Origin of the sequence: Brevibacillus reuszeri (assembly GCF_001187725.1) — a bacterium.
GTDB lineage: Bacteria > Bacillota > Bacilli > Brevibacillales > Brevibacillaceae > Brevibacillus > Brevibacillus reuszeri.
Window position 1 is genome coordinate 509,550 of sequence record NZ_LGIQ01000005.1, and the last position, 23,427, is coordinate 532,976.

A 23,427-nucleotide genomic window follows, 5' to 3' on the forward strand; every position below is an offset into this window, starting at 1 on the left:
AATATTTTTTTTCAGAATTGACACCGATATCATTCCTGTGATTTACTTAATGAAAAGTTATCCATCAATTGAATAGCGGCGGATGATGATTGTAGGAGAGACTAAACAAACCGGTTTAGCACCGAAGGAGCAAGTCCCATAAAACCCTTGGGATCAATCTCTCAGGTACCAGATACTACAATTGGACGCACCTCTGGAGAGCGCTTGAAAAAGCCACCCAAGGGGAATACTTCGGGCTAGTTGGACGAAGTTAAACTCTCAGGTAAAAAGGACAGAGGAAAGGTAGAGTATCGTCACTCTATCTTTCCCCTGTCCTTTTTTGGTGTTCGCAAAAAGGGTTTAAGCGGAGGATGGCGGGATGGGAAAGGAGGCAGGGAACGAGAACATGGAGCTATCGGTGAAGGATGCTGCTCACAGTGAACTCAGCAAGCTCAGCTTTCCAAAGGACACTGCTCTGCGGATAGACGTAGTGATGTCGGGAGATTGTGGATGTGCTTTTTCCGTCCAGCTGGCGGTTGATGAGTTGAGAAAAAACGATACGCTGGTCTATCAGAACAAAATTCCGTTCTGCATCGATCTTTTGACGAAGCGCAATCTGGGTGAGGTATTGACGATTGACTACAATCCGGACCAAGGCTTTACGCTGTCGAGCCCAGAGGAATTGTTTTCAGATCGGCTGCGTATTCGCACAAGCTGATCGAACTAAGCGTGCAAATAGAGAGAAAAAGTGGGGGAAAACCATGGCAGAGAACGGAGTAGTGGAGCAGCTTGATGTCCTGGTCATTGGCTCTGGACCAGGGGGATATGTCGCAGCGATTCGAGCGGCTCAATTAGGCAAGCAAGTAGCGATTGTGGAAAAAGAAGCGGTGGTCGGCGGTGTTTGTTTGAACAAAGGCTGCATTCCTTCCAAGGCGCTCATTTCGGTAGCCCATCAGTACGAAGCGACTACTCATTCCCGGGAGATCGGGTTGCAGGTAGCGGGAGTCAGTGTCGACTTTGCCAAAGTGCAGGAATGGAAGCAAAGTGTGATCGATAAACTAACGGGCGGCGTCAAGTCGCTGCTCAAAGGAAACAAGGTCCAGCGAATCCAGGGCGAAGCGAAGCTCGTGGGAGATGATCTGGTGCAAGTGACAAACGGAGAGGAAACGAGTCTTTACCGCTTTGCACATTGTATCCTCGCTACTGGCTCCAGACCGATTGAGCTAAAAGCTTTCCCGTATGAGGGGCGCATCCTTTCCTCTACGGAAGCGCTTACGCTCCCTGAAATTCCGAAAAGCCTGGTTGTGATCGGTGGAGGCTATATCGGAATCGAGCTGGGGCAAACGTATGCCAAACTCGGTGCCAAAGTCACGATACTGGAAGGATCGGACTCGATTTTGCCCGGGTTTGAGAAAGAAATGTCCCGTTTCGTTGGACGAAAGCTGAAAAAGCTGGGTGTAGAGGTGCAGACGGGAGCGATCGCCAAAGAGGCGCAGCAAACAGTGGGTGAGGTCACGATCACGTATGAAGTGAAAGGCGAGCTGCATCAGGTATCATCAGAATATTTGCTGATTACCGTAGGCAGACGTCCAAATATTGATCAGCTCGGGCTTGAAACTGTAAATATGAAGCTGACCGAGCGCGGTTTTATCCAGGTCGACCAGCAGTGCAAAACAAGTGTCCAGAGCATTTATGCGATTGGCGATATTGTAGAGGGTCTGGCCCTGGCGCATAAGGCATCCTACGAAGGCAAAATCGCAGCAGAAGTCATTGCAGGTCTGAACAGCTCCGTCAGCTATAAAACGATACCCGCTGTCGTCTTCTCAGACCCGGAGATCGCAAGTGTCGGTCTGAATGAGACAGAAGCCAAAAACCAGGGATATACGGTTTCGATCGGGAAATTCCCGTATGCTGCAAATGGGCGTGCACTATCCCTGAATGCGGGAGACGGATTTGTAAAAATCATTGGAGACAGCGCCACGGGTGCAATCCTGGGCGGACAAATCGTTGGACCAGAAGCATCCAACCTGATCGGGGAAATTGGTCTGGCGATTGAAAAAGGTCACAAGCTGCAAGACATTGCACATACGATCCATGCGCATCCAAGCTTGGGTGAAATCATCATGGAAGCGGCAGAAGGAGCACTTGGGCAAGGAATTCATCAGCTGAGCCGATAGATATTCCGAGCAGTTGTTTTTCTCAGGAAATGACAAAATTTCATATGGCGGATGATGATTGTAGGAGAGACCAGATGATTTAACTGGCACCGAAGGAGCAAGTCCCAAAAACCCTTGGGATTAATCTCTCAGGTAAAGAGTACTACAATTGGACGCACCTCTGGAGAGCGCTTGAAAAAGCCACCCAAGGGGAACGCTTCGGCAACTGCCTGCTGTCATGTACACAGGAACGAGCGCCAAAGCTAAACTCTCAGGTAAAAAGGACAGAGGAAAGGTAGATTACACGTTAATCTATCTTTCCTTCGTTCTTTTTTTCTTGTTAGGCAGAGCACGAGGAAAGGTAGCAAATAGGAGGAGCTTTCATGGGTTTGCGGGATCATGACTTTGAAATTTTTTCGGCCATTGAAAATGAAAACAAGCGGCAGCATCGGACGTTGGAGCTGATCGCATCAGAAAACTTTGTCAGCGAAGAGGTCATGCAAGCGATGGGCTCGGTACTGACCAATAAATACGCAGAGGGCTACCCGGGCAAACGATACTACGGTGGCTGCGAGCATGTAGACGTGGTTGAGCAGCTCGCCATTGATCGCATCTGCACCTTGTTTGGCGCCAAATACGCAAATGTTCAGCCCCACTCTGGCGCACAGGCGAATACAGCGGTCTTTTTCTCCCTGCTCCAGCCTGGCGATACGATTATGGGCATGAATCTTTCCCATGGAGGGCATTTGACCCACGGAAGTCCGGTTAGCCTGTCGGGGAAATGGTTCAACGTGGTCGCTTACGGCGTGAGAGAAGACAATCATCTGATCGATTATGACGAGGTAGAAGCGACAGCGCTGCGCGAGCGTCCAAAGCTGATCATCGCTGGGGCAAGCGCCTATCCGCGCCAGATTGATTTCGCCAAATTCAAAGAAATCGCTGACAAAATCGGAGCCAAGTTCATGGTAGATATGGCACATATCGCCGGTCTCGTAGCGGCAGGCTTGCATCCATCTCCTGTTCCCTACGCGGATGTGGTGACGAGCACGACGCACAAAACATTGCGTGGTCCACGTGGCGGCATCATTTTGACCAACGACGAGGAAATTTTCAAAGGCATCAACAAGGCGATTTTCCCCGGTATCCAGGGCGGTCCGCTGATGCATGTGATCGCAGCAAAGGCAGTTTCCTTTAAAGAGGCACTGCAGCCGAGCTTTAAAACCTATGCAGAGCATGTTGTCAAAAATGCTTCCACGCTGGCTGCTACCCTGCTCCAAGAAGGCGCTACATTGGTGTCTGGCGGAACAGACAATCATCTCGTGCTTTTGGATGTACGCCCATGGGGATTAACGGGCAAGGAAGCAGAGGCTCTCTTGGAGGAAGCAGGAATCACGGTCAACAAAAACACGATTCCGTACGAAACAGCCAGTCCTTTTGTGACGAGCGGAGTACGTATCGGTACGGCAGCAGTTACTACACGCGGCATGAGAGAACAGGAAATGCAAGTGATTGGACGTGCGATTGCTACCGTATTGAAGGCAAAAGGCAACGCTGCTGTCAACGATCAGGTGCGTGAGCAAATCGGCAAGCTTTGCGAGGCTTATCCATTGTACGAAAAGATCGCAGTCCAGTAGGTAGGAGGCACAGCAATGATATACAATAGCTGCTTTGATATTATCGGTCCGATCATGGTAGGTCCGTCCAGCTCTCATACGGCGGGAGTGGTATCGATCGGAAAGTTTGTCTATGACTTTCTCAGAGGAGAACCGGAAGCAGTTCAAATCATTTTCTACGATTCATTCTCGGAGACCTACAAAGGGCACGGAACGGATAAAGCAGTCATTGGCGGCTTGCTCGGTATGGACACCGATGACAAGCGAATCAGGGATGCCATTGAGATCGCAGCAGAGCGCAGTGTAGCATTTACGTTTGTATGTGAAGGGGAGTGCCCTTATTACGATCATCCCAATACCGCTCTCATCACAGCGCGAAAAGAAAATGAATCGGTGGTTATCGGCGGAGTCTCAATCGGGGGCGGTATCTCCAAAATCTTTCATATCAATGGATACACGGTCGATATCCCCTTGAATGCTGATTATGACCTGGCTGAGATCAGAGCGCGGTATGCGGAGAAACCACGCTGTGCGGCGTACGTAGGGGGATTGTAAATGAACTTCACATCAATGATAGAGCTGCAAGAGGTTTGCGAAAGCAGCAATAGGAGCATTGCCGAGGCGATGCTTGCGCGCGAAAGCAGCAAGTCGGGACAGTCCGAACAGGAGATCAGCGAAAAAATGAAGCTGCGCCTGGTCAAAATGAAGGAAGCAATCGATCAGGGGGTCATAGACCAAAGCCTTGCTCCGAGTGGGATTTCTGGTGGAGACGCCTACAAGATGGAGCGCTATCTGGAAAAAGGCGAACAGCTCACGGGCAATCTTGTCGCCGATGCGATGAAGTTCGCTTTTGCCACTTCTGAAATGAATGCAAGGATGGGGATTATTGTAGCGACTCCGACGGCTGGCTCAGCAGGAATTTTGCCAGGCTGCCTGTTCTCGCTTCATGAAAACCAGAAGTTTACGTTCGAGCATCTGGTTATGGGATTGTTTACGGCGAGCGCAATCGGATATGTAATTGCCAACCGTTCCTTTATCTCAGGTGCAGCGGGAGGCTGTCAGGCAGAAGTAGGTTCAGCGACTGCAATGGCTGCTGCTGCCATCGTGGAGCTCAAGCAAGGCACGCCTCGGCAAGCGATAAATGCTGCGGCGATTGCGCTTAAATCCATGCTGGGTCTGGTGTGCGATCCGGTAGCGGGACTGGTGGAAGTGCCTTGCATCAAGCGAAACGTCATCGGATCGTCCATCGCATTTTCCGCAGCGGATATTGCACTGGCGGGCATCGAAAGTCAGGTGCCATGCGATGAAGTGATCGGTGCAATGTATGACATCGGCAGAAAAATGCCGCGGGCACTGCGGGAGACAGCACTTGGCGGTCTTGCCGTAACACCGACTGGAGCAGCGATTAAAGAACGTATCATGAAATAAATGATTAGGGGAGAAAACCAGGATGGAAGCTTTAAAAAGAACGCCTTTGTTCCCGCTCTACGCCGATTATGGCGCCAAGGTTATCGATTTTGGCGGCTGGGAGCTGCCTGTTCAATTTAGCAGCATTATCGACGAACATCATGCCGTGCGGACGCAAGCTGGCTTGTTCGATGTATCCCACATGGGGGAAGTAACGATAGAAGGACCAGACGCAACCGCGTGTGTCCAATATTTGATTACAAATGACATTTCGAATTTGCAAATCAATCAGGCGGTATACGCTGCACTGTGCTACCCGAACGGTGGCACCGTAGATGATTTACTCGTTTACAAGCAGGGAGAGCAAAAGTATCTTCTCGTCATCAACGCATCCAACATCGACAAGGACGTGGACTGGATTTTGTCCCATGCCACCGGCGATGTGACCATCGAAAATGTTAGCAGCAAAACAGCGCAGCTAGCCCTGCAAGGACCGGTCGCAGAAAAAGTGCTGCAACGAATGACCGCAACAGACCTGTCCGAGATTGCCTATTTCACCTTCAAGGACGATGTAGAGGTAGCAGGCATCAAAGCATTGGTGTCGCGTACTGGCTACACCGGTGAAGACGGTTTTGAGCTGTATCTGGATGCAGCGGAAGCGCCAGCCCTGTGGGAAAAAATTCTTGAGGAAGGAAAAGCAGATGGCGTCGTTCCGTGCGGATTAGGTGCGAGAGACACGCTGCGCTTTGAAGCCAGACTCCCGTTGTATGGACAGGAGCTTGGCCCGGACATCAGCCCGCTCGAAGCAGGAATCGGCTTTGCTGTGAAGCTACAAAAGGAAGCAGACTTTATTGGCAAAGAAGCGCTGCAGAAGCAAAAAGAAGAGGGCGTATCCCGCAAGGTTGTCGGAATTGAGCTGATCGGACGCGGAATCCCGCGCAACGGCTATCCGGTCTATTCGGCAGATGCCGCGGAAACAGACGAAGCGATCGGCTATGTCACTTCGGGAACTCAATCGCCTACCTTGAAGAAAAATTTGGGTCTGGCTCTGATCAAAGCAGATTATGCGTTGCTCGGAACAGCCCTCACCGTCGAAATTCGCGGCAAAAGAATCGAAGCCGTTACGGTAAAAGCCCCATTTTATAAACGATAAAGCAAGACTTGCAAAAACAAATCAACCACTAGCAGATACATTGGAGGAGAACAAATCATGAGTAAAGTAGTAGAGAACTGGCTGTACAGTAAGGAACACGAGTGGGTAGAAGTATTGGGAGAAAATCGCGTACGTGTAGGGATTACAGATTTTGCCCAAAACCAGTTAGGCGATCTCGTTTTCGTAGAAATTCCGCAAGTAGGAGACGAAGTAACCGCAGATGAGACGATGGGAACGGTTGAATCCGTAAAAGCTGTATCCGACCTGTTTTCTCCAGTAAGTGGGAAAGTCGTAGAAGTAAATGCAGAGCTCGAGGACAGTCCAGAAGTCATCAACTCCGATGCATATGGTCAGGGCTGGATGATCGTGATTGAGCTTTCCAATCCAGATGAGCTTAAGGGGCTGCTTACTGCCCAACAATACGCGGCATTCGTTGAGGAGGAATAAAGGTGAATTATCGCTACCTGCCTACTACCCCAGAAGACAAAGCTGAAATGCTCTCCTTTCTTGGAATCGAGAGCGTCGAAGAGCTTTTTGCAGATATTCCTGAAAGCGTGCGGTTCAAAGGAAGCTTGCAAATTCCTGCAGCTTTATCGGAGCCGGATACTGTTCGGCATTTCACCAAGCTAGCCAGAAAGAATGTAGACGCCAGTGAGTATGCCTATTTCCTCGGAGCAGGCATCTATGATCATTACATTCCAAGCACGGTCAACCATGTGATTTCGCGCTCCGAGTTTTATACAGCCTATACACCATATCAGCCGGAGATCAGCCAGGGAGAGCTGCAAGCGATTTTTGAGTTCCAGACGATGATTTGTGAGCTGTCTGGAATGGAGGTAGCCAACTCCTCCATGTATGACGGGGCTACTGCTTTTGCTGAGGCAGCGAACCTGGCAGTTGGCGGCGCATCCGGGAAAAACGTGGTTGTATCCAAAGCTGTTCATCCGGAAGCACGTGAGATTTTACTTGTCAATGCAAAAGGTCAGGGCTATGAGGTCATTGAGGTTGACTGTAAAGGCGGCGTGACTGATTTGGCGGCTCTGGAGAGTGCCGTCAATGAGAATACCGCAGCGATAATGGTTCAATACCCGAACTTCTTCGGTGCGATTGAGGATTTGGCTTCGATCGAAAAGATTGCCCATAAACAAAAGGGTTTGTTTGTCGTCAGCTCCAATCCATTGGCGCTGGGCGTTCTTCAGCCACCGGGAGCGTACAACGCAGATATCGTTGTGGGCGAGGTGCAGCCATTGGGTATTCAAATGCAGCTAGGCGGACCATCCTGCGGATATTTCGCGGTGAAAGAAAAGCTGATGCGCAAAATTCCTGGACGAATCGTAGGACAAACGACAGACCAGGAAGGCAAAAGAGGCTTCGTTCTTACCCTACAAGCGCGTGAGCAGCATATCCGCCGGGAAAAAGCGACGTCCAACATTTGCTCCAACCAAGCATTAAATGCACTCGCTGCCTCTGTCGCCATGTCTGCATTGGGCAAAACAGGCGTACAGGAAATGGCACGGTTGAACGTACAAAAAACACAATATGCGATTCGTGAAATCGCCAAGCTAGCTGACTACAGCTTGGTTTATCACAATCCTGTATTCAATGAATTCGTTGTAAAGGCTCCAAAAGCTGTGGCAGAAGTAAACCGCGAGCTACTCAAGCGCAAAATCGTCGGTGGTTACGATTTGGGACGCGACTATCCTGAACTTGCGGGCCATATGCTGCTGGCTGTGACAGAAGCGCGTACAAAAGAAGAAATTGATGCACTTGTCCAAGGATTGGAGGAAATCGGCCGTGGGTAACAACAAGGAGAAAGAACTTATTTTTGAAATGAGCAAAAAAGGTCGCGTAGCGTACAGCTTATCTGAATGCGATGTTCCAGAGGTTGCGCTCGATTCTGTGTTCCCTGCCGAGTACCTGCGTCAAACACCGGCTGAACTGCCAGAGGTATCCGAGCTGGACCTGATGCGTCACTATACGGAGCTGTCCAATCGCAACATCGGGATTGATACTACCTTTTATCCACTCGGATCTTGCACGATGAAATACAATCCGAAAATTAACGAAGATGTGGCACGCTATGCGGGCTTCGCCAAAATCCATCCATACCAGGCAGAAGATACGCTGCAAGGCGCTCTGCAGGTGCTTTATGATTTACAGACTGAGCTATGTGAAATTACCGGCATGGATGAAGTGAGCCTGCAGCCTGCGGCAGGTGCTCAAGGCGAGTGGACCGCTTTGATGATGATTCGCGCTTACCATGAGAGCCGTGGCGAGAATCGGAAACAGGTTATCGTACCGGATACTGCGCACGGAACCAACCCTGCGAGTGTAGCCGTAGCTGGTTTGGATACCGTCACGATTTCGTCTGACGAGCAAGGAAACGTAAACCTCGATGAGCTGCGTAAGGCAGTAGGACCAAACACAGCTGCCCTTATGCTGACGAACCCAAGCACGCTCGGTCTGTTTGAAGAAAACATCGTAGAAATCGCCAAAATCGTTCACGAAGCAGGCGGGATGCTCTACTACGATGGAGCGAATACAAATGCGATCCTGGGGATTACACGTCCGGGCGACATGGGCTTTGACGTGGTTCACTTGAACATGCATAAAACGTTCACGGGGCCACATGGCGGCGGCGGTCCTGGTGCGGGTCCGATTGGCTGCAAGAAGGAACTGGTGCCGTTCTTGCCTCGTCCAAAAGTAGTAAAGGATGGCGAGACGTATCGCCTGGACTACGATATTCCACAATCCATCGGGCGTGTGAAGGCATACTACGGCAACTTTGGTATTTTGCTGCGTACGTTTGTCTACATCCGCGCGAACGGTCCAGTAGGATTGCGACGTGTTTCCGAAGAGGCAGTGCTCAACGCCAACTACATGATGCGTAAGCTGGCGCCTCACTACGATCTTGCTTATGACCGCGTCTGCAAGCATGAATTTGTCTTGTCTGGTCGCCGTCAAAAGAAACTGGGTGTGCGCACGCTCGATATTGCCAAGCGTTTGCTTGATTTCGGCTATCATCCGCCGACCATTTACTTCCCGCTCATTGTTGATGAATGCATGATGATTGAGCCGACAGAGACAGAGTCCAAAGAGACTATGGATAAATTTATTGATGTGTTGATCGAAATTGCCAAGGAAGTAGAGGAAAATCCTGCAATTGTTCAGGAAGCACCTCACACTACGGTCGTCTCCCGTCTGGATGAAGTAACAGCAGCACGTAAACCGATCCTGCGTTATCGTAAGACTCTTCAAGAGCAAGCTGCGCTTCAAGAGGAGGGGAGTAACGTAAATGAGGGTGTCAACGTCTGAGCGCAAGCCTGATTGGTTAAAAATAAAGCTAAACACAAACGACCAGATGAAAGAGCTAAAGGCGATCATGCGTGGCAGCGAGCTGCACACCGTATGCGAAGAGGCCAAGTGCCCCAATATTTATGAGTGCTGGAGCAATCGAACAGCGACGTTTATGATTCTGGGAAGCATTTGCACGCGGGCATGCCGTTTTTGTGCCGTGAATACAGGCTTGCCTACCGAGCTGGACAGGGAAGAGCCGGAAAAGGTAGCGAAGGCAACAGCGCAAATGGGATTAAAGCATGTGGTCGTGACCTCCGTGGCGCGTGATGACTTGCAGGATGGCGGAGCAGCGATTTTTGCGGAAACGATTCGTGCCATTCGCACGCGTAACCCAATTACCGGAGTTGAAGTGCTGATCCCTGATTTTAACGGCTCCGAGGAATCACTAGCGGTCGTATTGGCAGCGAAGCCGGATATTTTGAACCACAATATCGAGACGGTAGAACGTCTGTCCGATCGCGTACGGGCGAGAGCGAAATATCAGCGCTCTCTGACACTCTTGGAAAATGCCAAGAAGCTTCGCGAAGGGCAAATGACCAAGTCGAGCATCATGCTCGGGCTTGGCGAGACGATCGAAGAGATTGTACAAACGATGCGCGACTTGCGAGCAGTAGCGTGCAATATTCTCACGGTCGGTCAGTATTTGCAGCCAACCAAAAAACATCTGCCTGTCATGAAGTACTACACGCCAGAAGAGTTCCGCGAGATAAAGGAAATCGGCCTCGAGATGGGCTATGATCACGTAGAATCAGGCCCGCTTGTCCGCAGCTCTTATCACGCTCATGAACAAGTAGAGAAAGCAACCATGGCCAAGTAAAACGATATTCATTGCGCAGCAAAAAGAAGATCTCCCGTGCTTGTTTAACAGGCAACGGGAGCTTCCTGTTTGTACGTGGAATTGAAAAAACGGAGGAATCAGTATGGATCGCAACATGACGAAAAACGGAAACAGAGCTGTACTCTTAATTTCTTGCCCGGAGCGTCTGGGCATCATCTCCGCCGTATCCAACCTGCTTTTCAGCTACAAAGCGAACATCGTTCAATTCGATCAGCATACGACAGATTCACGCGACGGCATGTTTTTCATGCGGATTCAATTTGATTTGGACACGCTTCCTGAAGCCTATCCGAAGCTTGCGCAGGACCTGTCTGCCATGGCCGAGGAATACCCGATGGAATGGCGCCTCAGCAAGGAAAGTCAGATCAAGCGCATGGCTATTTTTGTATCAAAGATGGACCATTGCCTCGTCGAGCTGTTATGGCGCTGGAAATCCAAAGAAATTCTCGTGGATATCCCGATGGTCATCAGCAATCACCCAGACGCCAAGGAAACGGTAGAGGCGTACGGTATTCCTTTTTACCATATCCCGATGTCCTCGCAGAGCAAGGAAGAATCAGAGCGTGCAGCTCTTGCGCTTTTGCAGGATAAAGTAGACTTCATCGTGCTGGCGAGATACATGCAGATTCTTTCCCCACGCTTTATAGCGAAGTATCCAAACCAAATCATCAACATCCACCACTCCTTCCTGCCCGCCTTTATCGGGGCTAATCCATACCAGCGTGCCTTCACTCGCGGTGTAAAGCTGATCGGTGCCACTGCACACTACGTCACAAACGATCTCGACGAAGGACCAATCATCGAGCAAGACGTCATCCGCGTCAACCATCGCCAAAACGAAACCGACCTGAAAGTAGCAGGACGCCACGTCGAACGCAACGTTCTTGCCCAAGCCATCTCCTGGCACGTAGAAGACAAAGTCATCGTCTACGGCAATAAAACAATCGTATTCGCGTAAGGGGTTTCGTACGTATTCACATCCATGAATCACCCAGACGCGCTTCCGATGTTCTCGTTTAAAAAACACGAGGACGAGTACAGCTAGTCCGAGGAAAAAGGAGAAGAGCGAAGATCTTTGGAACACCGCCCAGGCGGAAGGAAAAAAAGCGAAACACGTTTTAAGCGTCCACCTCTGCGAGGCATCCTGAAAGGGCGACTTTTGGACGCGGTTTCGCTTTTTTTCTACGTAAAAGAATTTATAAGCGTGACGCTTATGAATTCTGCAGCGCATGGAAACTTTCCGCAAAACGCGGTCGCTCCTCCTTGGGGAAGCCTCGATAGAGGTTTTCTTATGCAGCCGGACAGGGATGACCACCTAGCAAGTGTTCCAAGAATCTGGAGCCTTTTCTCCTTTTTCCTCGCCCCCACAATAGCACGACGTCAGCAAGCAATCGCCCTCAGTTCCCCCTCCCCCTCTAGGCAAGTTAGTCTTTTTTGACTATTCTATAATCATTAATGACTAGGTGGTGCAAGCAATGGAAATCAAGCATGATGTTTTTCTCCAACATATCATTCAAAACTCGTTTGACGAGATCTTTGTAATTGATACAAAAGGAAATGTCATCTTTGTCAGCCCTACCTGTAAGGAAATGTTCGGCATCCCCGCAGAGGAAATGGTCAAGCAAAATGTCTATGACCTCGAAGCCAGAGGCATATTCGCTCCATCTGTAACCGCATTGGTACTGAAAACGAGAAATAAAGAAACGGTCATACAGGACACCCAAACGGGAAGAAAAAATGTCGCTTCTGCTTATCCGATTTTTGATGAACAGGGTGAATTCGTGGGTGCCGTCAGCTTTTCCAGAGACATTACTGAGCTGGAATACTTGAAAAAGCGCGACGACCAGGTAGCCAAAACGATGCACTACTACCAAAAGGAGCTGGAACAAAGAAAGCAGAGAAACTCACCAAGTTCGTACGTGCGATCAGGGAAAATGGAAAAGGTCTACGATGTCGTTTCCAAAGTGGCGGGGCTCGATGTGACCGTTTTACTTGTCGGTGAGTCAGGAGTCGGGAAAAACCATCTGGCACAGACGATCCATGAGATGTCCAAAAGAAGAGAAAACCCGTTTATCGAGGTCAACTGTGGAGCTATTCCGGAGACTCTGATGGAATCCGAGCTGTTTGGCTATGAGGACGGAGCGTTTACAGGAGCGAAAAAAGGCGGGAGAAAAGGCTATTTCGAGGCGGCTGAAGGGGGAACCATCTTCTTGGACGAGATTGCCGAGCTGCCGCTGCATTTGCAGGTGAAGCTGTTGTCCGTGCTGCAAAATCAAACGATTACGCGCGTGGGTGGCAATCAGAAGATCGAGTTAAAATGCCGCATTATTTGTGCGACAAATCAGAATTTGGAACGCAGGATTGCAGAGAAGACATTTCGTGAGGACTTGTACTACCGGATCAATGTCATTAAGATCGAGATCCCTCCAATCAGGGAAAGACGCGAGGAGATGGTGTCACTCATTTACGATCTCACGGACGAAATCAATCAGAAGTACAAAATGAACAAGCAGTTTTCGACCGCGATGGTGACATGGCTCGGCCAGCAGGATTGGCCGGGGAATGTGAGAGAGCTGCGGCATTTTATTGAAAAAACGATCATTACCGCCAATGATCAGCTCATCGAGTGGGATGAAGAGATGACAGGGCAAAAACAGCAGCAGGGGGATCACGAGCAGGAGCTGACACTGGATGGGTATATGGAGATGCTGGAAAAGGACTTCATCCTGCGCATGTACAGAAAATACCCGAGCAGCGTAAAGCTCGCAGAAAAATTAGGGATTAGCCAGTCAACGGCGAACCGAAAAATCAGAAAGTACCTGAGTCAGGAGCTAGTCAAAAATGACTAGGAATAAGGGTGAATAACCCCCTCCTTTTTAATAATTGGCTTGAAAACCCTTACAACGGCGGGAATCGACAATTTCCTTCAATATCCTCCATCCGTTTGGCATCGGAATTGCTATATAGAGAGGCAAGTGCAAAACGAAAGGGGATAGTCGAAGAGAGAGCCTCACGAGTTTTTAGATAGGAGCATGTGACCGAAAAAAGGGAAAGCCAAAATAAGGAGGAGTAACAATGGTTGATAAAAGCGAAAAACAAGTATTGAATTTGCCGTACACAGGAATCTGTTCATTTGGGAAATACCCGATTTGCACAGATTTGGACCAACTGGATGCAGATGTCGCGATCATCGGTGTCCCATACGATATGGGTGCTCAATGGAAGTCCGGTGCCAGAATGGGTCCGAGAGGCTTGCGTGAAGGCTCGACGCTGTACAGCTTTGGCCTGGATGGTGCCTATGACATCGAGCGTGACGAAATGTATCTCGGACCTGACTGGCGGATTGTGGATTGTGGCGACGTGGATATGGTGCATGGAGATTTGTTCCAATCTTTCGAAAATACAGAAGAAGCGATCCGGAAAATTGTTGAAAAGGGAGCGATGCCCATCGTTTTGGGTGGTGATCACTCGATTACGATTCCTGTCGGTAAAGCCCTCGATTCGGTTGGACCTTTTCATGTGATTCAGATCGATGCGCATATGGATTGGGCGGATCATCGCTCTGGTCAACGTTTTGGACATGGCAGTTGCATTCGTCGTCTGTCCGAAATGGACCACGTAAAGCAGATTTTCCAATTTGGAATTCGTGGAATCAGCAGCAGTAAAAAAGAGGACATTGATGCTGCCAAGGATTATGGAAGCGTAATCATGTCTCCTCGACAAATGCGAAAAGCTGGCTTGGACGCTGTACTGGAGCAAATCCCTGCTGGAGAACGCTATTTTGTCACGATTGATATTGATGGGCTTGATCCTTCCATCGCACCTGGCACAGGCACACCATCACCAGGAGGGCTCAGCTACGACGAGGTGAATGAGATGCTGGAGGGAATTGCGAAGCGCGGACAGGTCATCGGCTTTGATTTGACGGAAGTCTCGCCGCCGTATGATACGACGGGTATTACGAGCCAAGTGGGCGCGCGGATCATTCTCGATTTTGTCAGCTTTATATTAAAAGAGAGAGAAAGAAAGTAGTCAGGAAAGCGACTAGGTGTTGGGAGGCAGAATCACCTTCTGCCTTCCACTACAACAAATGATGGGGGGAGCTAGCATGAAGGTAGAGACGAGGAGTATTGAGTTTGTTCCTGTAGATGAGCGGCACGGCAAGGCAAAAGACTTGTTTCCGGTCTGGTTTGGCGCACAAATGCATATCACGACGCTGGTCACGGGTGCACTTTGTATCAGCTTTGGCTTGAATCTGTTCTGGAGTATCGTCGCCATTATCGTCGGGAATTTACTAGGTGCATTATTCATGGCTTCACACTCGGCGCAAGGGCCCAAGCTGGGAATACCGCAAATGATCCAGAGCCGTGCGCAGTTTGGTGTCATCGGCGCGATTATTCCGCTTTTGATCGTGATTTTTATGTACCTCGGATTTTTTGCGAGTAGTGGCTTGTTCGGCGCACAAACCTTGGCCAGTGCATTCAATCTGGATCTTACGTGGAGCATCATTTTGATGAACGGTGTTACGTTCCTGATTACGTTATATGGTCATGACATTATCCATAAAATGCAGAAGTATTTATCATGGCTGTTCTTCATCGTTTTCATGATTGCCACCTACATGGTCTTTCAATTGCCTTTGCCAGCCGGAAGCTGGTCTCCTGGCAGCCTCAATCTCTCTGCTTTCATGCTTTCCGTCGCAGTCGTTGCTACGTGGCAATTATCCTTTGCGCCTTATGTCGCTGATTATTCCCGCTATTTGCCGGTCAAAACCTCTGTGGCGAAAACATTCTGGTACACGTACGCAGGTTCTGTTTCCGGTACGATGTGGATGATGGGGCTCGGGGTCATTTTAACAGTTGCCATTCCTGGCTATCTCGATCAGGCAGGTGCGAATTTTGCCAAGATGTTCGGAGTGTTCTCTCTGTTTATGTATCTCGTTCTGGTAGCCGGACAGCTATCCATCAACGTGTTTAATCTCTACGGTGCCTTCATGTCCCTGACAACGACGATTGAGCCTTTTATGAAATTGCGTATTACGCCCAAAGTGCGTTTCGTCCTCATGCTTCTCGTAACGGTGCTCGGTACGGCAATCGAGATCGGTGGACAAGGCAATTTCCTCAAGTTGTTCGTCAACTTCATCTTGTTTATCAGCTACTTCTTGATTCCGTGGACTGCGATCAATCTGGTGGATTACTATCTGCTGCGCAGAGGAGAGTACAGTGTAAAAGACATTTTTGATCGCAATGGGAAGTACGGTGCGGTTAACTGGATTACGGCGATCGCGTATATTGTATCGGTCATCGTCGAGATCCCCTTTATCAACACCTCGTTCTATGTAGGACCAGTCGCCGAGGCGCTGGATGGAGCAGATATCGCTTGGATTCTGGGGCTTATCGTTCCATCTGTGCTCTATTACTATCCGATGAAGCGTAAGATCCAAAGAGAGCAGGAAAAGCAGCAAAGTGTTTCCGAAATGACAACCGAAACAGTTCTGGAAAATATTGTTGCAAAATAAAAAAATTGAAACGAATCGCCTCCATTTTTAAAGGGAGGCTTTCTTTTTATTTACGGATGTATTGGATAAATTGAATTTTGTTCAACTTTGTTGATCGATCAATCATGAGTCGGTATAATCAATGAGTGAACAACGGAAGAAGGGGATGGTTGTCATCGATCTATCAGAAATTGGGAAACGAATCAGAAAAGCAAGACTTAGTCAGGGCTTTACACAACAAGATCTCGCTGACCGTTGTGGGTTCACCAAGAGTCTGCTTTCTAAAATAGAAAACGGCCAAACCGCTTCAGCTGTTGCGACACTATCAAAAATTGCCGATCACCTGAAGACGCCACTGGCGTGGTTTCTCGAAGAAAATCGCGAGGAGCATCTGGTTCTGTCCCCTCAAAACAAACGCACCTCCAAAATCGGCAGCAAGGAAATGGGCTATTTGTACGAAACACTCGCAAATCGCTCGCGGTTCAGCAAAATCGAGCCTGTGCTTGTTACCGTTCCGTTGGATATTGATACAACAGAGCCGTTCACTCATCCGGAAGAAGAGTTTATTTATATCGTAAGTGGAGCCATCGTTTTGTATTACGATGGGGACAAGCATATCCTCGAAGAAGGGGACACCGCTTATTTTTCAGGCAGCAAGCCGCACATTTTTCTCCCCCATGGCGATCAGGAAGCCAAGGTACTGAGTGTATTCATTCAGCCGTCCACCTAACCTGACCTTTTCTAGCAGAACGACCCTCGATGATCACGTCTCATGCGATGTTTACCGTACCTCTTCATTGGCAGGTACGGTAAATAGTCCTTCCCTCAGCTATATTTGGTATCACCTCTTCAAACCCGATCTCGTGAAAATTTTGAATCATCCCCATTTACAGAGCAATGCAACATGTAGTAGTATATGGTCATTCAACAAAGTTGAATAAAAAGAAACAAAATTGAGTGGCATTGTTATCTTTTATGAAAGCGTTTTACAAATCGAGCGCTCGATTAGGCAGGCAAGATGGATAGAACGAGCTAAAAATCATCATAGAGTAGGAGAATGCACAATGAGTACAAGTCGCGTATCCGGATTTTACAAAATATCTCCAGAGGAGCGCCTGAATTTGATTGCAAGCAGCAAACAACTGAGCGAGGAAGAAAAGCAAATTCTTTCCGGAGCTACACCTTTTCCGCTCAAAAGTGCAAACGCCATGATTGAAAATGCGGTTGGCGTTATGTCGATCCCTTTGGGAATTGCCACAAACTTCAAGATTAATGGAGTCGACCGCTTTGTTACAATGGCGACAGAAGAAGCATCTGTCGTAGCGGCAGCGAGCAATGCTGCACGGACAGCTTATGAGTTGGGCGGATTTTTTACCTCACTGAGCGGGTCGATCATGCGTGGACAAATTCAGGTCGTTGGCTTGCCAGACCCGTATGGAGCGATGGCTCGCATCTACGAAAACAAGCAGGGAATTCTCGATCGCTGTAATGCCAAAGATCCTACGCTTGTGTCGCTTGGCGGGGGAGCCATCGATGTAGAGGTTCACGTCATCGAACGTGCAAAAGAACCGATGCTGGTGGTCCATCTGCTGGTCGACACTCGAGACGCGATGGGGGCAAATGCCGTAAACACCATGGCTGAAGCGGTGGCGCCTTACATAGAGGAAGTAACGTCAGGACAGGTCGTTCTCCGAATCATCTCGAATCTGGCTGACCGTCGTCTCGTACGTGCCAGAGCCGTTTTCGCCGCAGAGGAATTGGGCGGTGCTGAGGTTGTTCGTAACATTATCCGCGCTTACGAGTTTGCGGAATGTGACCCCTATCGTGCGACAACACATAACAAGGGCATCATGAACGGAATATCGGCTGTCGTGCTGGCAACTGGAAACGATACGCGTGCGGTTGAATCGGGAGCACATGCCTATGCGTCTGTATCTGGACGCTACCGTTCTTTGACCCGCTGGGAAATCAACCAGGACGGAAATCTTGTTGGAACCATCGAATTGCCGATGGCGGTCGGAATCGTCGGGGGCGCAACTAAATCCCATCCGACAGCACGTACGGCACTCAAGGTGATGGATATTCAAAACGCCGAGGAGCTGGCAGGAACGATTGCAGCAGTTGGCCTTGCGCAAAATCTGGCTGCGATGCGCGCACTCGCTGCCGAAGGAATTCAAAAAGGTCACATGGCTTTGCATGCGCGCAATCTTGCAGTAATGGCAGGTGCAAAGGACGACCAGATTGATGAAGTAGTGAAGCAGGCGATCTTGGTCAAAGACGTTCGGTACGATCGCATTTTGGAGCTGACAAAACAATTGCAGGCGGGGGTTGCGAATGAAAACTGAAGCGGTCGTGAAAGAAACGAAAGTAAACACGTCCAAGCAAGAGTACATTGAGATTTTGGGAGATACGGTTGTGCCAGCACGTATTCTCCTGGCGGTTATCATCAGCGTCATCGCCAGTATCGGTGGCTACTTTCTGGGGAAAAGCATTTTTCCCCAGATCGCTGAGGCAAAAATGGTCTCCTCTTACTCGCTGCTGCTTGGTATCGGCGGGAGTGTAATGGCCCTCGTTATTTGCTCCAAGCTGTTTAAGCCAAGTCGCATCCTGGTGGAGGAAGAGACTTCCTCTGAGGGCTTGGAAGAGATTTTGCGAGATTTGCAAGCGGATGCCAAGTCCGAGTACGAGCTGATCAAGAACGACCCCGTGACGAAAAAAGAGATGGAAGAACTGGGGATTTTGGAAACATTCAAGCGAAGCGGGGAGCGATAAGCCTATGAGCGTATTAATGATTTCGATTTTGTTTGCCTTAGCAGGTGCGCTGATCTTTACCTTGATCGGTTTAGTTTCGGGTACTGATGAAACCGCTATCATTGTTCCGTTTACTTTGCTCGTCATTTTGCTTGGGGCACCACCGGAAGCAGTCTTTTCCTTCTTCATGGCAGCTGTCTTATCCAAACATTTGACGCATGCCATCCCGACCGCCCTCATGGGGGTACCGGGAGATACGACAGCTGTTCCGCTGATTGACCATGCATCTGCACTGCGCAGACTCGGTGTTCCTCACGTGGCGCTGCGCAAAATGCTGTCTGGTGGATTGATCGGTGCGTTCATCGCGCTGCCAACCGCTGTATTGTTCGGACAGTTTCTTGGACAGTTCGCAGACTTCTTCAAATCGGCTTCCGGCTTGATCTTTACCCTTGCTGCGATTCTCATTGCCTATTTTTCCAAAGGGAAATGGGTTAGCGTCCTGATGATTATCCCGTTTGCCTTCTTCATTAAAAGCATCGATACATTCAGCTTCAGTGTTGTAGAGAAGCATTTGAGCATCAGCTTTTTCCTAGGGATCGCGATCGGTCCGATGTTTTCCGATATCCTCGTGTCCCTGTCGTCGAGTGCGAGAAAATCACTCGTACGCACAGCACCAAAAGAGTATCATCTGGCACCAGAGGTCAAGAGCTGGAAAGGGTTTTTCCCGAATCCGTTTAAGGTATTGACTGGCAGACAGACGGCTCATACTGCTGCAACTTCTTTTGTGTCTTCGCTTACCTTTGCTTTTAGCCCAGTGGGAATGACCTCGCTGATGGGGGAGATTGTCGGCTCGCGAAACAAAGGCGTTTACAAAAAGTCGACCTCCAGTTTGGCGGCGATGAATGGGGTAACAGAGTCCACGTATATTGCAGAAGCGATCATTCCGCTTTTGGCATTCGGGATTCCGCTCAGCCCGGTTGCACTCGGACCTGCTTCTCCGTTGTTTAACGCACCGCCAGTATTTACGAGTGATCCAGTTAACAACCTGCACAATATGCTGACACCATGGGAGTTTTTCCTTTATGGTCTGATCGGTCTGGTCATCGCTTCGATCATTGCTTATCCGTTTGCGATGAACTACGCGCGTACGGCGACTGTGTTTGTTATGAAGCATATCAGCCAGGAAGCGATTGTCGGAATGTTTATCGGTCTTGCGTGTCTACTTGCTTTTCACGAGGCAGGGCTGGTGGGAATCATGCTGACACTGACGATGGCAACTGTCGGCGGATTGTTGAACCGCGTACTCGGTGTGAGTTCTGGTGTGCAATTCATGATTTTTTACGGCTCCACGTACATGATGACTAAACTCTTGGGAGCGTGATGAAAACGTGAGGATCGAACCGAGATCGATTTGCATCAAGGAAGTGGGACCACGAGATGGCTTGCAAAATGAATCGGTCTTTGTGGATACCCAAGACAAAATCGCGTGGATCAATCAGTTGTCGCACTCTGGCTTGTCCTATATTGAAATCACTTCCTTTGTCCATCCGAAGTGGATTCCGGCGCTCGCGGATGCAGCAGAAGTCGCACAAGGCATTGAGCGGGTACCGGGCGTAACGTATGCGGCATTGGTACCAAATGCTCGTGGGCTGGAAAGGGCGCTTGCCGCCAATATAGACGAGGTTTCGATCTTTCTGTCTGCCAGCGAAGGGCATAACCAAAGCAATATTAACAAGTCGATTCAGGAGACGCTGCCGATCCTCGGAGAAACGGCGAGAGAAGCACTGGCGGCTGGAAAAAGCGTGCGTGGGTATGTCTCGACGGTATTTGGCTGTCCATTCGAGGGGGCGGTTCCAGTCGAGAATGTCATCCGTGTCACAGAAGCCTTGTTCGAGATGGGCGTCCGAGAGGTATCGCTGGGCGATACGATCGGGGTAGCAAATCCAAGGCAAGTACACGACGTGCTGGAGGTGCTTCTCAAGCATTTTGATGCTGGTCAGCTAGCGATGCATTTTCACGACACACGAGGCATGGCGGTGGCGAATGTCCTCACATCCATCGAGATGGGCATGTCGATCTTCGATAGCTCTGTTGGCGGTCTTGGCGGGTGTCCGTATGCGCCAGGGGCATCTGGCAATCTGGCTACCGATGACCTCTTGTACATGCTGGATGGGATGGGGATGAAAACAGGGGTCGATGCCGAAAAATTGAAAGCGGCAGCTCTTTTCATCCAGCCCAAAATGGGGAGATCGTTGCCAAGTCATAGTATGCAGGCTTGTCAGACGGAGGTATAAATAGCAAGACCAAAAAATCCACTCTGGTCATCAGGTGGATTTTTTGGTGCCTATAGGTGGGAGTATGAAGATTTACACGTTTTGATTCGTGAGCCGTAGCACTTCTAATAGGTTTGCTTTTCGCTTGGAACGGTCGTGATAAAAGCTGGTGCCCTCGATGCGATCCACGTAGAGGATGCCGTCTAAATGATCGATTTCATGCTGAATGCAGCGAGCCAGGTACTCTTCTGCTTCGAGAATAAAGCTATCCCCAGTGCGCGTGCTGCTCTTTATTTTGACATAGTTGGTTCGTTTGACTATCCCGGTATACCCCGGTAAAGAAAGACAGGCTTCCGGGCCGATTTGTTCGCCGTAACTCTCCAGAATTTCCGGATTAATCAGCTCAATCAAGCCGTCCCCGCAATCCATGACGACAACTCTTTTCAAAATTCCGATTTGAGGGGCGGCCAGTCCTGCTCTGCCTTCTGCGGCGTACAAAGTATCCACCATATCATCTACCAATTTGGCGAGCCTGTCATTGAAATCTACTACCGGTTTTGCGACCTTTCGGAGAATCGGATCTCCAAAAGGAACGATTGTTTTTTCTGCCATAGCCATCCTCCGCGTGGTTTATTTAAGCGCCCTTTGATTTGGATCGAGTATGAACCCACAGATCATTTGGGGTGCACTCCAGAGCGGTACACAGCGCATCAAGCGTATCAGCTTTCATCTGTTTGGGCTGTCCATTCAGCAATGCGCTGATCGATGGCGCTGAAATGTCATAGTCTGCTTTTTCCTTCAACAAACGAGCCAGTGCGGCTCCAGACCAGATGCCTCTGTCAGCCATAACCTTGCGCAGCATCCATACCAGCATGCCAAACCCCACCTTTCCATCTGTTTAATCTTATGCTTAGTTATTTAGTTGTTGACTAATTATATTAGGTAATACCTAATATACCTGATCGATAGAAAAATGCAAGAGGAGGATAGAGCAGGCATCTTTTCCAGCTGGTTGCTAAAATCGATTGCTGTAGCCTTCACCTGTTGTGGAGTACAGCCTAATTACCGAGCAGCGACAGGGATCATCATTATAGAAGAAACACGAAAAGACAGCACAGAGAATGATGCTGTCTTTTGCTTGTTGTTTTGCTTCATCTGAATCATAAAGCGTTTTGTTTGTCTGCTTGCCCACTAATCCCAATGCCTTTGATTCCTGCCGCGATTGTAAGAAAAGCGAATCCGGCAAACAAGACTCCGCTCCAAATGAGCTGATGCACACCCCATTCTGAGATGAACCAGCCGCCGACGTAAGAGCCGAGCGTGATACCCAGATTAGAAAATGATACGAACAAGCTGTTGCCAAATTCCGGGGCTTCTTTCGCTTCCTTCATCAGCCACGCTTGACTGACAACGAGTCCCCCCGAATGTACGATTCCCCAAAGGAACACAACAACTGTCATCCACAAAAACGAGGGACCAGCCAAATATACGATCAGGTACACAGCCCCATAGAGCAGCGGATAGGCGGCAACGGTTTTCGTCAGGCTTTTTTGCAGCATGCCTCCGAACAAAAAATTCCCTGCAATCATGATCACCCCAAAGGCCATCAGCATGAAACTGATCCACGAGCCACTCATCTGCGTGACTTGTCCCAAATACTCGGCGAAGTAGCTGTACACAGAGAACATCGCGGCAAAAATAAAGACGACCGAGGCGATCTGCAGCCAGAGACGCGGATTGCGGAGTATGCCAAGCTGCTTGCCATACGTCATTTTTTCCGAAACCGGCATGGACGGGAGCCAGGCGAGAATTCCCACAAAGGCAATCAGGCTGACCACCGCGCTAAACAGAAAGGCTGCTTCCAAAGAAATGGTCTCAGCGAGATAAGACGTAAGCGGGACACCAAAAGCAAATCCGACTGTAATCCCAGCGAATACCTGCGTGACTGCCTGACCGCTCTTTTCGGGTGGAACCAGCCTCGCTGCCGTCACCAGCGCTACAGAAAAAAAGACGGGATGAAACAGGGCAGGGAGTATGCGAAAAGCGAGCATGATCTCAAAGTAGGTCGTATACGCATAGGCCAGATTTGAAATGGCAAAAAGCAGCACGGCTGTCAAAAGAATGACTTTGCGGTTGATGCTGGATGCCAGCAGCGTCAAAAAAGGTCCTGAGATCGCAACGACCAGGGCAAAAATACTGACCAAAAAGCCTGCTTCAGCCGTCGATACATGGAATTTTTGTGTGATTTGGGGAAGAACCCCGACGATGCCCATCTCGGTGGTGATGATACCGAACACGCCCAGCGCCAGCAGCAAGATGAGCAACGGATTTTTTGTTGTCATATCAAAATCGTCTCCTGTTCACTTAAAATACAACAAACTATATATCTAGATAAATAGATGT

General features: G+C 49.3%; 22 protein-coding genes and 2 riboswitches. Of the genes, 19 read left to right on the forward strand and 3 right to left on the reverse strand.

Annotation, left to right across the window (positions count from 1 at the left end; all coding sequences use genetic code 11):
- The first annotated feature begins 82 nt into the window (after positions 1-82).
- A riboswitch (glycine riboswitch) is annotated at positions 83-188 on the forward strand.
- A 170-nt stretch (positions 189-358) separates the two neighbouring features.
- The 19 genes from ADS79_RS05950 to ADS79_RS06045 all read left to right on the forward strand — a co-directional run bounded on the left by ADS79_RS05950 (position 359) and on the right by ADS79_RS06045 (position 21,045).
- On the forward strand, positions 359-697 hold the full coding sequence (locus tag ADS79_RS05950) for an iron-sulfur cluster biosynthesis family protein (protein ID WP_049737492.1): 339 nt from the start codon (positions 359-361) through the stop codon (positions 695-697).
- A 43-nt stretch (positions 698-740) separates the two neighbouring features.
- The gene (gene lpdA, locus ADS79_RS05955) at positions 741-2,156 is read left to right on the forward strand and encodes a dihydrolipoyl dehydrogenase (RefSeq protein WP_049737493.1); all 1,416 of its coding nucleotides are present in this window, start codon (positions 741-743) and stop codon (positions 2,154-2,156) included.
- Positions 2,157-2,207: 51 nt separating this feature from the next.
- Positions 2,208-2,311: riboswitch (glycine riboswitch) on the forward strand.
- A gap of 207 nt (positions 2,312-2,518) precedes the next feature.
- Complete coding sequence (glyA, locus tag ADS79_RS05960; RefSeq protein ID WP_049737494.1) at positions 2,519-3,769, forward strand: serine hydroxymethyltransferase; 1,251 nt, start codon at positions 2,519-2,521, stop codon at positions 3,767-3,769.
- A 15-nt stretch (positions 3,770-3,784) separates the two neighbouring features.
- A complete protein-coding gene (locus ADS79_RS05965) occupies positions 3,785-4,303 on the forward strand; it encodes a serine dehydratase beta chain (protein ID WP_049737495.1) in 519 nt (172 codons plus the stop codon).
- On the forward strand, positions 4,304-5,176 hold the full coding sequence (gene sdaAA / locus ADS79_RS05970; RefSeq protein WP_049737496.1) for an L-serine ammonia-lyase, iron-sulfur-dependent, subunit alpha: 873 nt from the start codon (positions 4,304-4,306) through the stop codon (positions 5,174-5,176).
- Positions 5,177-5,198: 22 nt separating this feature from the next.
- Complete coding sequence (gcvT, locus tag ADS79_RS05975) at positions 5,199-6,308, forward strand: glycine cleavage system aminomethyltransferase GcvT (RefSeq protein ID WP_049737497.1); 1,110 nt, start codon at positions 5,199-5,201, stop codon at positions 6,306-6,308.
- Positions 6,309-6,365: 57 nt separating this feature from the next.
- Positions 6,366-6,755 (forward strand): glycine cleavage system protein GcvH, encoded by a 390-nt coding sequence (gene gcvH / locus ADS79_RS05980; RefSeq protein ID WP_049737498.1) that lies wholly within the window; start codon positions 6,366-6,368, stop codon positions 6,753-6,755.
- A gap of 47 nt (positions 6,756-6,802) precedes the next feature.
- Positions 6,803-8,110 carry an aminomethyl-transferring glycine dehydrogenase subunit GcvPA gene (gcvPA, locus tag ADS79_RS05985; RefSeq protein WP_409362420.1) on the forward strand — a complete coding sequence of 436 codons (1,308 nt, stop codon included), beginning with the start codon at positions 6,803-6,805 and terminating at the stop codon, positions 8,108-8,110.
- Positions 8,103-9,623: an aminomethyl-transferring glycine dehydrogenase subunit GcvPB gene (gcvPB, locus tag ADS79_RS05990; RefSeq protein WP_084765654.1), complete on the forward strand. Its 1,521-nt coding sequence runs from the start codon at positions 8,103-8,105 to the stop codon at positions 9,621-9,623. Before gcvPA ends, gcvPB begins: the two co-directional genes overlap by 8 nt.
- Positions 9,604-10,482 carry a lipoyl synthase gene (gene lipA, locus ADS79_RS05995; RefSeq protein WP_049737500.1) on the forward strand — a complete coding sequence of 293 codons (879 nt, stop codon included), beginning with the start codon at positions 9,604-9,606 and terminating at the stop codon, positions 10,480-10,482. Before gcvPB ends, lipA begins: the two co-directional genes overlap by 20 nt.
- Positions 10,483-10,585: 103 nt before the next feature.
- The gene (purU, locus tag ADS79_RS06000; protein ID WP_049737501.1) at positions 10,586-11,461 is read left to right on the forward strand and encodes a formyltetrahydrofolate deformylase; all 876 of its coding nucleotides are present in this window, start codon (positions 10,586-10,588) and stop codon (positions 11,459-11,461) included.
- Between the two features lie 517 nt (positions 11,462-11,978).
- Positions 11,979-13,352 carry a sigma-54 interaction domain-containing protein gene (locus ADS79_RS06010; RefSeq protein WP_049737503.1) on the forward strand — a complete coding sequence of 458 codons (1,374 nt, stop codon included), beginning with the start codon at positions 11,979-11,981 and terminating at the stop codon, positions 13,350-13,352.
- 226 nt (positions 13,353-13,578) lie between these two features.
- Positions 13,579-14,535, forward strand: coding sequence for an agmatinase (gene speB, locus ADS79_RS06015; RefSeq protein WP_049737504.1), 957 nt, complete (start codon positions 13,579-13,581; stop codon positions 14,533-14,535).
- A gap of 76 nt (positions 14,536-14,611) precedes the next feature.
- Entirely contained in the window at positions 14,612-16,021 is a 1,410-nt protein-coding gene (locus tag ADS79_RS06020) for a purine-cytosine permease family protein (protein WP_049737505.1), read from the forward strand.
- 121 nt (positions 16,022-16,142) lie between these two features.
- A complete protein-coding gene (locus ADS79_RS06025) occupies positions 16,143-16,730 on the forward strand; it encodes a helix-turn-helix domain-containing protein (protein ID WP_236699900.1) in 588 nt (195 codons plus the stop codon).
- A 334-nt stretch (positions 16,731-17,064) separates the two neighbouring features.
- The gene (locus ADS79_RS06030; RefSeq protein WP_049737507.1) at positions 17,065-18,345 is read left to right on the forward strand and encodes a hydroxymethylglutaryl-CoA reductase, degradative; all 1,281 of its coding nucleotides are present in this window, start codon (positions 17,065-17,067) and stop codon (positions 18,343-18,345) included.
- Positions 18,335-18,772, forward strand: a complete 438-nt coding sequence (locus tag ADS79_RS06035; RefSeq protein ID WP_049737508.1) for a hypothetical protein — start codon at positions 18,335-18,337, stop codon at positions 18,770-18,772. The genes ADS79_RS06030 and ADS79_RS06035 overlap by 11 nt, the downstream gene beginning before the upstream one ends.
- Positions 18,773-18,776: 4 nt before the next feature.
- The gene (locus ADS79_RS06040) at positions 18,777-20,132 is read left to right on the forward strand and encodes a tripartite tricarboxylate transporter permease (protein ID WP_049737509.1); all 1,356 of its coding nucleotides are present in this window, start codon (positions 18,777-18,779) and stop codon (positions 20,130-20,132) included.
- A gap of 7 nt (positions 20,133-20,139) precedes the next feature.
- On the forward strand, positions 20,140-21,045 hold the full coding sequence (locus tag ADS79_RS06045) for a hydroxymethylglutaryl-CoA lyase (protein WP_049737510.1): 906 nt from the start codon (positions 20,140-20,142) through the stop codon (positions 21,043-21,045).
- Between the two features lie 72 nt (positions 21,046-21,117).
- On the opposite strand, the gene def is transcribed toward ADS79_RS06045, so the two are convergent.
- The 3 genes from def to ADS79_RS06065 all read right to left on the reverse strand — a co-directional run bounded on the left by def (position 21,118) and on the right by ADS79_RS06065 (position 23,366).
- The gene (gene def, locus ADS79_RS06050; protein WP_049737511.1) at positions 21,118-21,636 is read right to left on the reverse strand and encodes a peptide deformylase; all 519 of its coding nucleotides are present in this window, start codon (positions 21,634-21,636) and stop codon (positions 21,118-21,120) included.
- A 22-nt stretch (positions 21,637-21,658) separates the two neighbouring features.
- Positions 21,659-21,898: a helix-turn-helix domain-containing protein gene (locus ADS79_RS06055; RefSeq protein WP_049737512.1), complete on the reverse strand. Its 240-nt coding sequence runs from the start codon at positions 21,896-21,898 to the stop codon at positions 21,659-21,661.
- A gap of 286 nt (positions 21,899-22,184) precedes the next feature.
- The gene (locus tag ADS79_RS06065; protein WP_049737514.1) at positions 22,185-23,366 is read right to left on the reverse strand and encodes an MFS transporter; all 1,182 of its coding nucleotides are present in this window, start codon (positions 23,364-23,366) and stop codon (positions 22,185-22,187) included.
- Between the last annotated feature and the right edge of the window lie 61 nt (positions 23,367-23,427).

Excerpts from the sequence above, each read along its gene's own strand:
- lpdA (WP_049737493.1), top strand. The coding sequence starts at position 741 with ATGGCAGAGAACGGAGTAGTGGAGCAGCTTGATGTCCTGGTCATTGGC.
- lipA (WP_049737500.1), top strand. The coding sequence starts at position 9,604 with ATGAGGGTGTCAACGTCTGAGCGCAAGCCTGATTGGTTAAAAATAAAG.
- gcvT (WP_049737497.1), top strand. The coding sequence starts at position 5,199 with ATGGAAGCTTTAAAAAGAACGCCTTTGTTCCCGCTCTACGCCGATTAT.
- ADS79_RS06020 (WP_049737505.1), top strand. The coding sequence starts at position 14,612 with ATGAAGGTAGAGACGAGGAGTATTGAGTTTGTTCCTGTAGATGAGCGG.
- ADS79_RS06035 (WP_049737508.1), top strand. The coding sequence starts at position 18,335 with ATGAAAACTGAAGCGGTCGTGAAAGAAACGAAAGTAAACACGTCCAAG.
- ADS79_RS05950 (WP_049737492.1), top strand. The coding sequence starts at position 359 with ATGGGAAAGGAGGCAGGGAACGAGAACATGGAGCTATCGGTGAAGGAT.
- speB (WP_049737504.1), top strand. The coding sequence starts at position 13,579 with ATGGTTGATAAAAGCGAAAAACAAGTATTGAATTTGCCGTACACAGGA.
- ADS79_RS05965 (WP_049737495.1), top strand. The coding sequence starts at position 3,785 with ATGATATACAATAGCTGCTTTGATATTATCGGTCCGATCATGGTAGGT.
- def (WP_049737511.1), bottom strand. The coding sequence starts at position 21,636 with ATGGCAGAAAAAACAATCGTTCCTTTTGGAGATCCGATTCTCCGAAAG.
- gcvH (WP_049737498.1), top strand. The coding sequence starts at position 6,366 with ATGAGTAAAGTAGTAGAGAACTGGCTGTACAGTAAGGAACACGAGTGG.
- purU (WP_049737501.1), top strand. The coding sequence starts at position 10,586 with ATGGATCGCAACATGACGAAAAACGGAAACAGAGCTGTACTCTTAATT.
- glyA (WP_049737494.1), top strand. The coding sequence starts at position 2,519 with ATGGGTTTGCGGGATCATGACTTTGAAATTTTTTCGGCCATTGAAAAT.
- sdaAA (WP_049737496.1), top strand. The coding sequence starts at position 4,304 with ATGAACTTCACATCAATGATAGAGCTGCAAGAGGTTTGCGAAAGCAGC.
- ADS79_RS06025 (WP_236699900.1), top strand. The coding sequence starts at position 16,143 with ATGAGTGAACAACGGAAGAAGGGGATGGTTGTCATCGATCTATCAGAA.
- ADS79_RS06010 (WP_049737503.1), top strand. The coding sequence starts at position 11,979 with ATGGAAATCAAGCATGATGTTTTTCTCCAACATATCATTCAAAACTCG.
- gcvPA (WP_409362420.1), top strand. The coding sequence starts at position 6,803 with ATGCTCTCCTTTCTTGGAATCGAGAGCGTCGAAGAGCTTTTTGCAGAT.
- ADS79_RS06040 (WP_049737509.1), top strand. The coding sequence starts at position 18,777 with ATGAGCGTATTAATGATTTCGATTTTGTTTGCCTTAGCAGGTGCGCTG.
- ADS79_RS06055 (WP_049737512.1), bottom strand. The coding sequence starts at position 21,898 with ATGCTGGTATGGATGCTGCGCAAGGTTATGGCTGACAGAGGCATCTGG.
- ADS79_RS06065 (WP_049737514.1), bottom strand. The coding sequence starts at position 23,366 with ATGACAACAAAAAATCCGTTGCTCATCTTGCTGCTGGCGCTGGGCGTG.
- ADS79_RS06030 (WP_049737507.1), top strand. The coding sequence starts at position 17,065 with ATGAGTACAAGTCGCGTATCCGGATTTTACAAAATATCTCCAGAGGAG.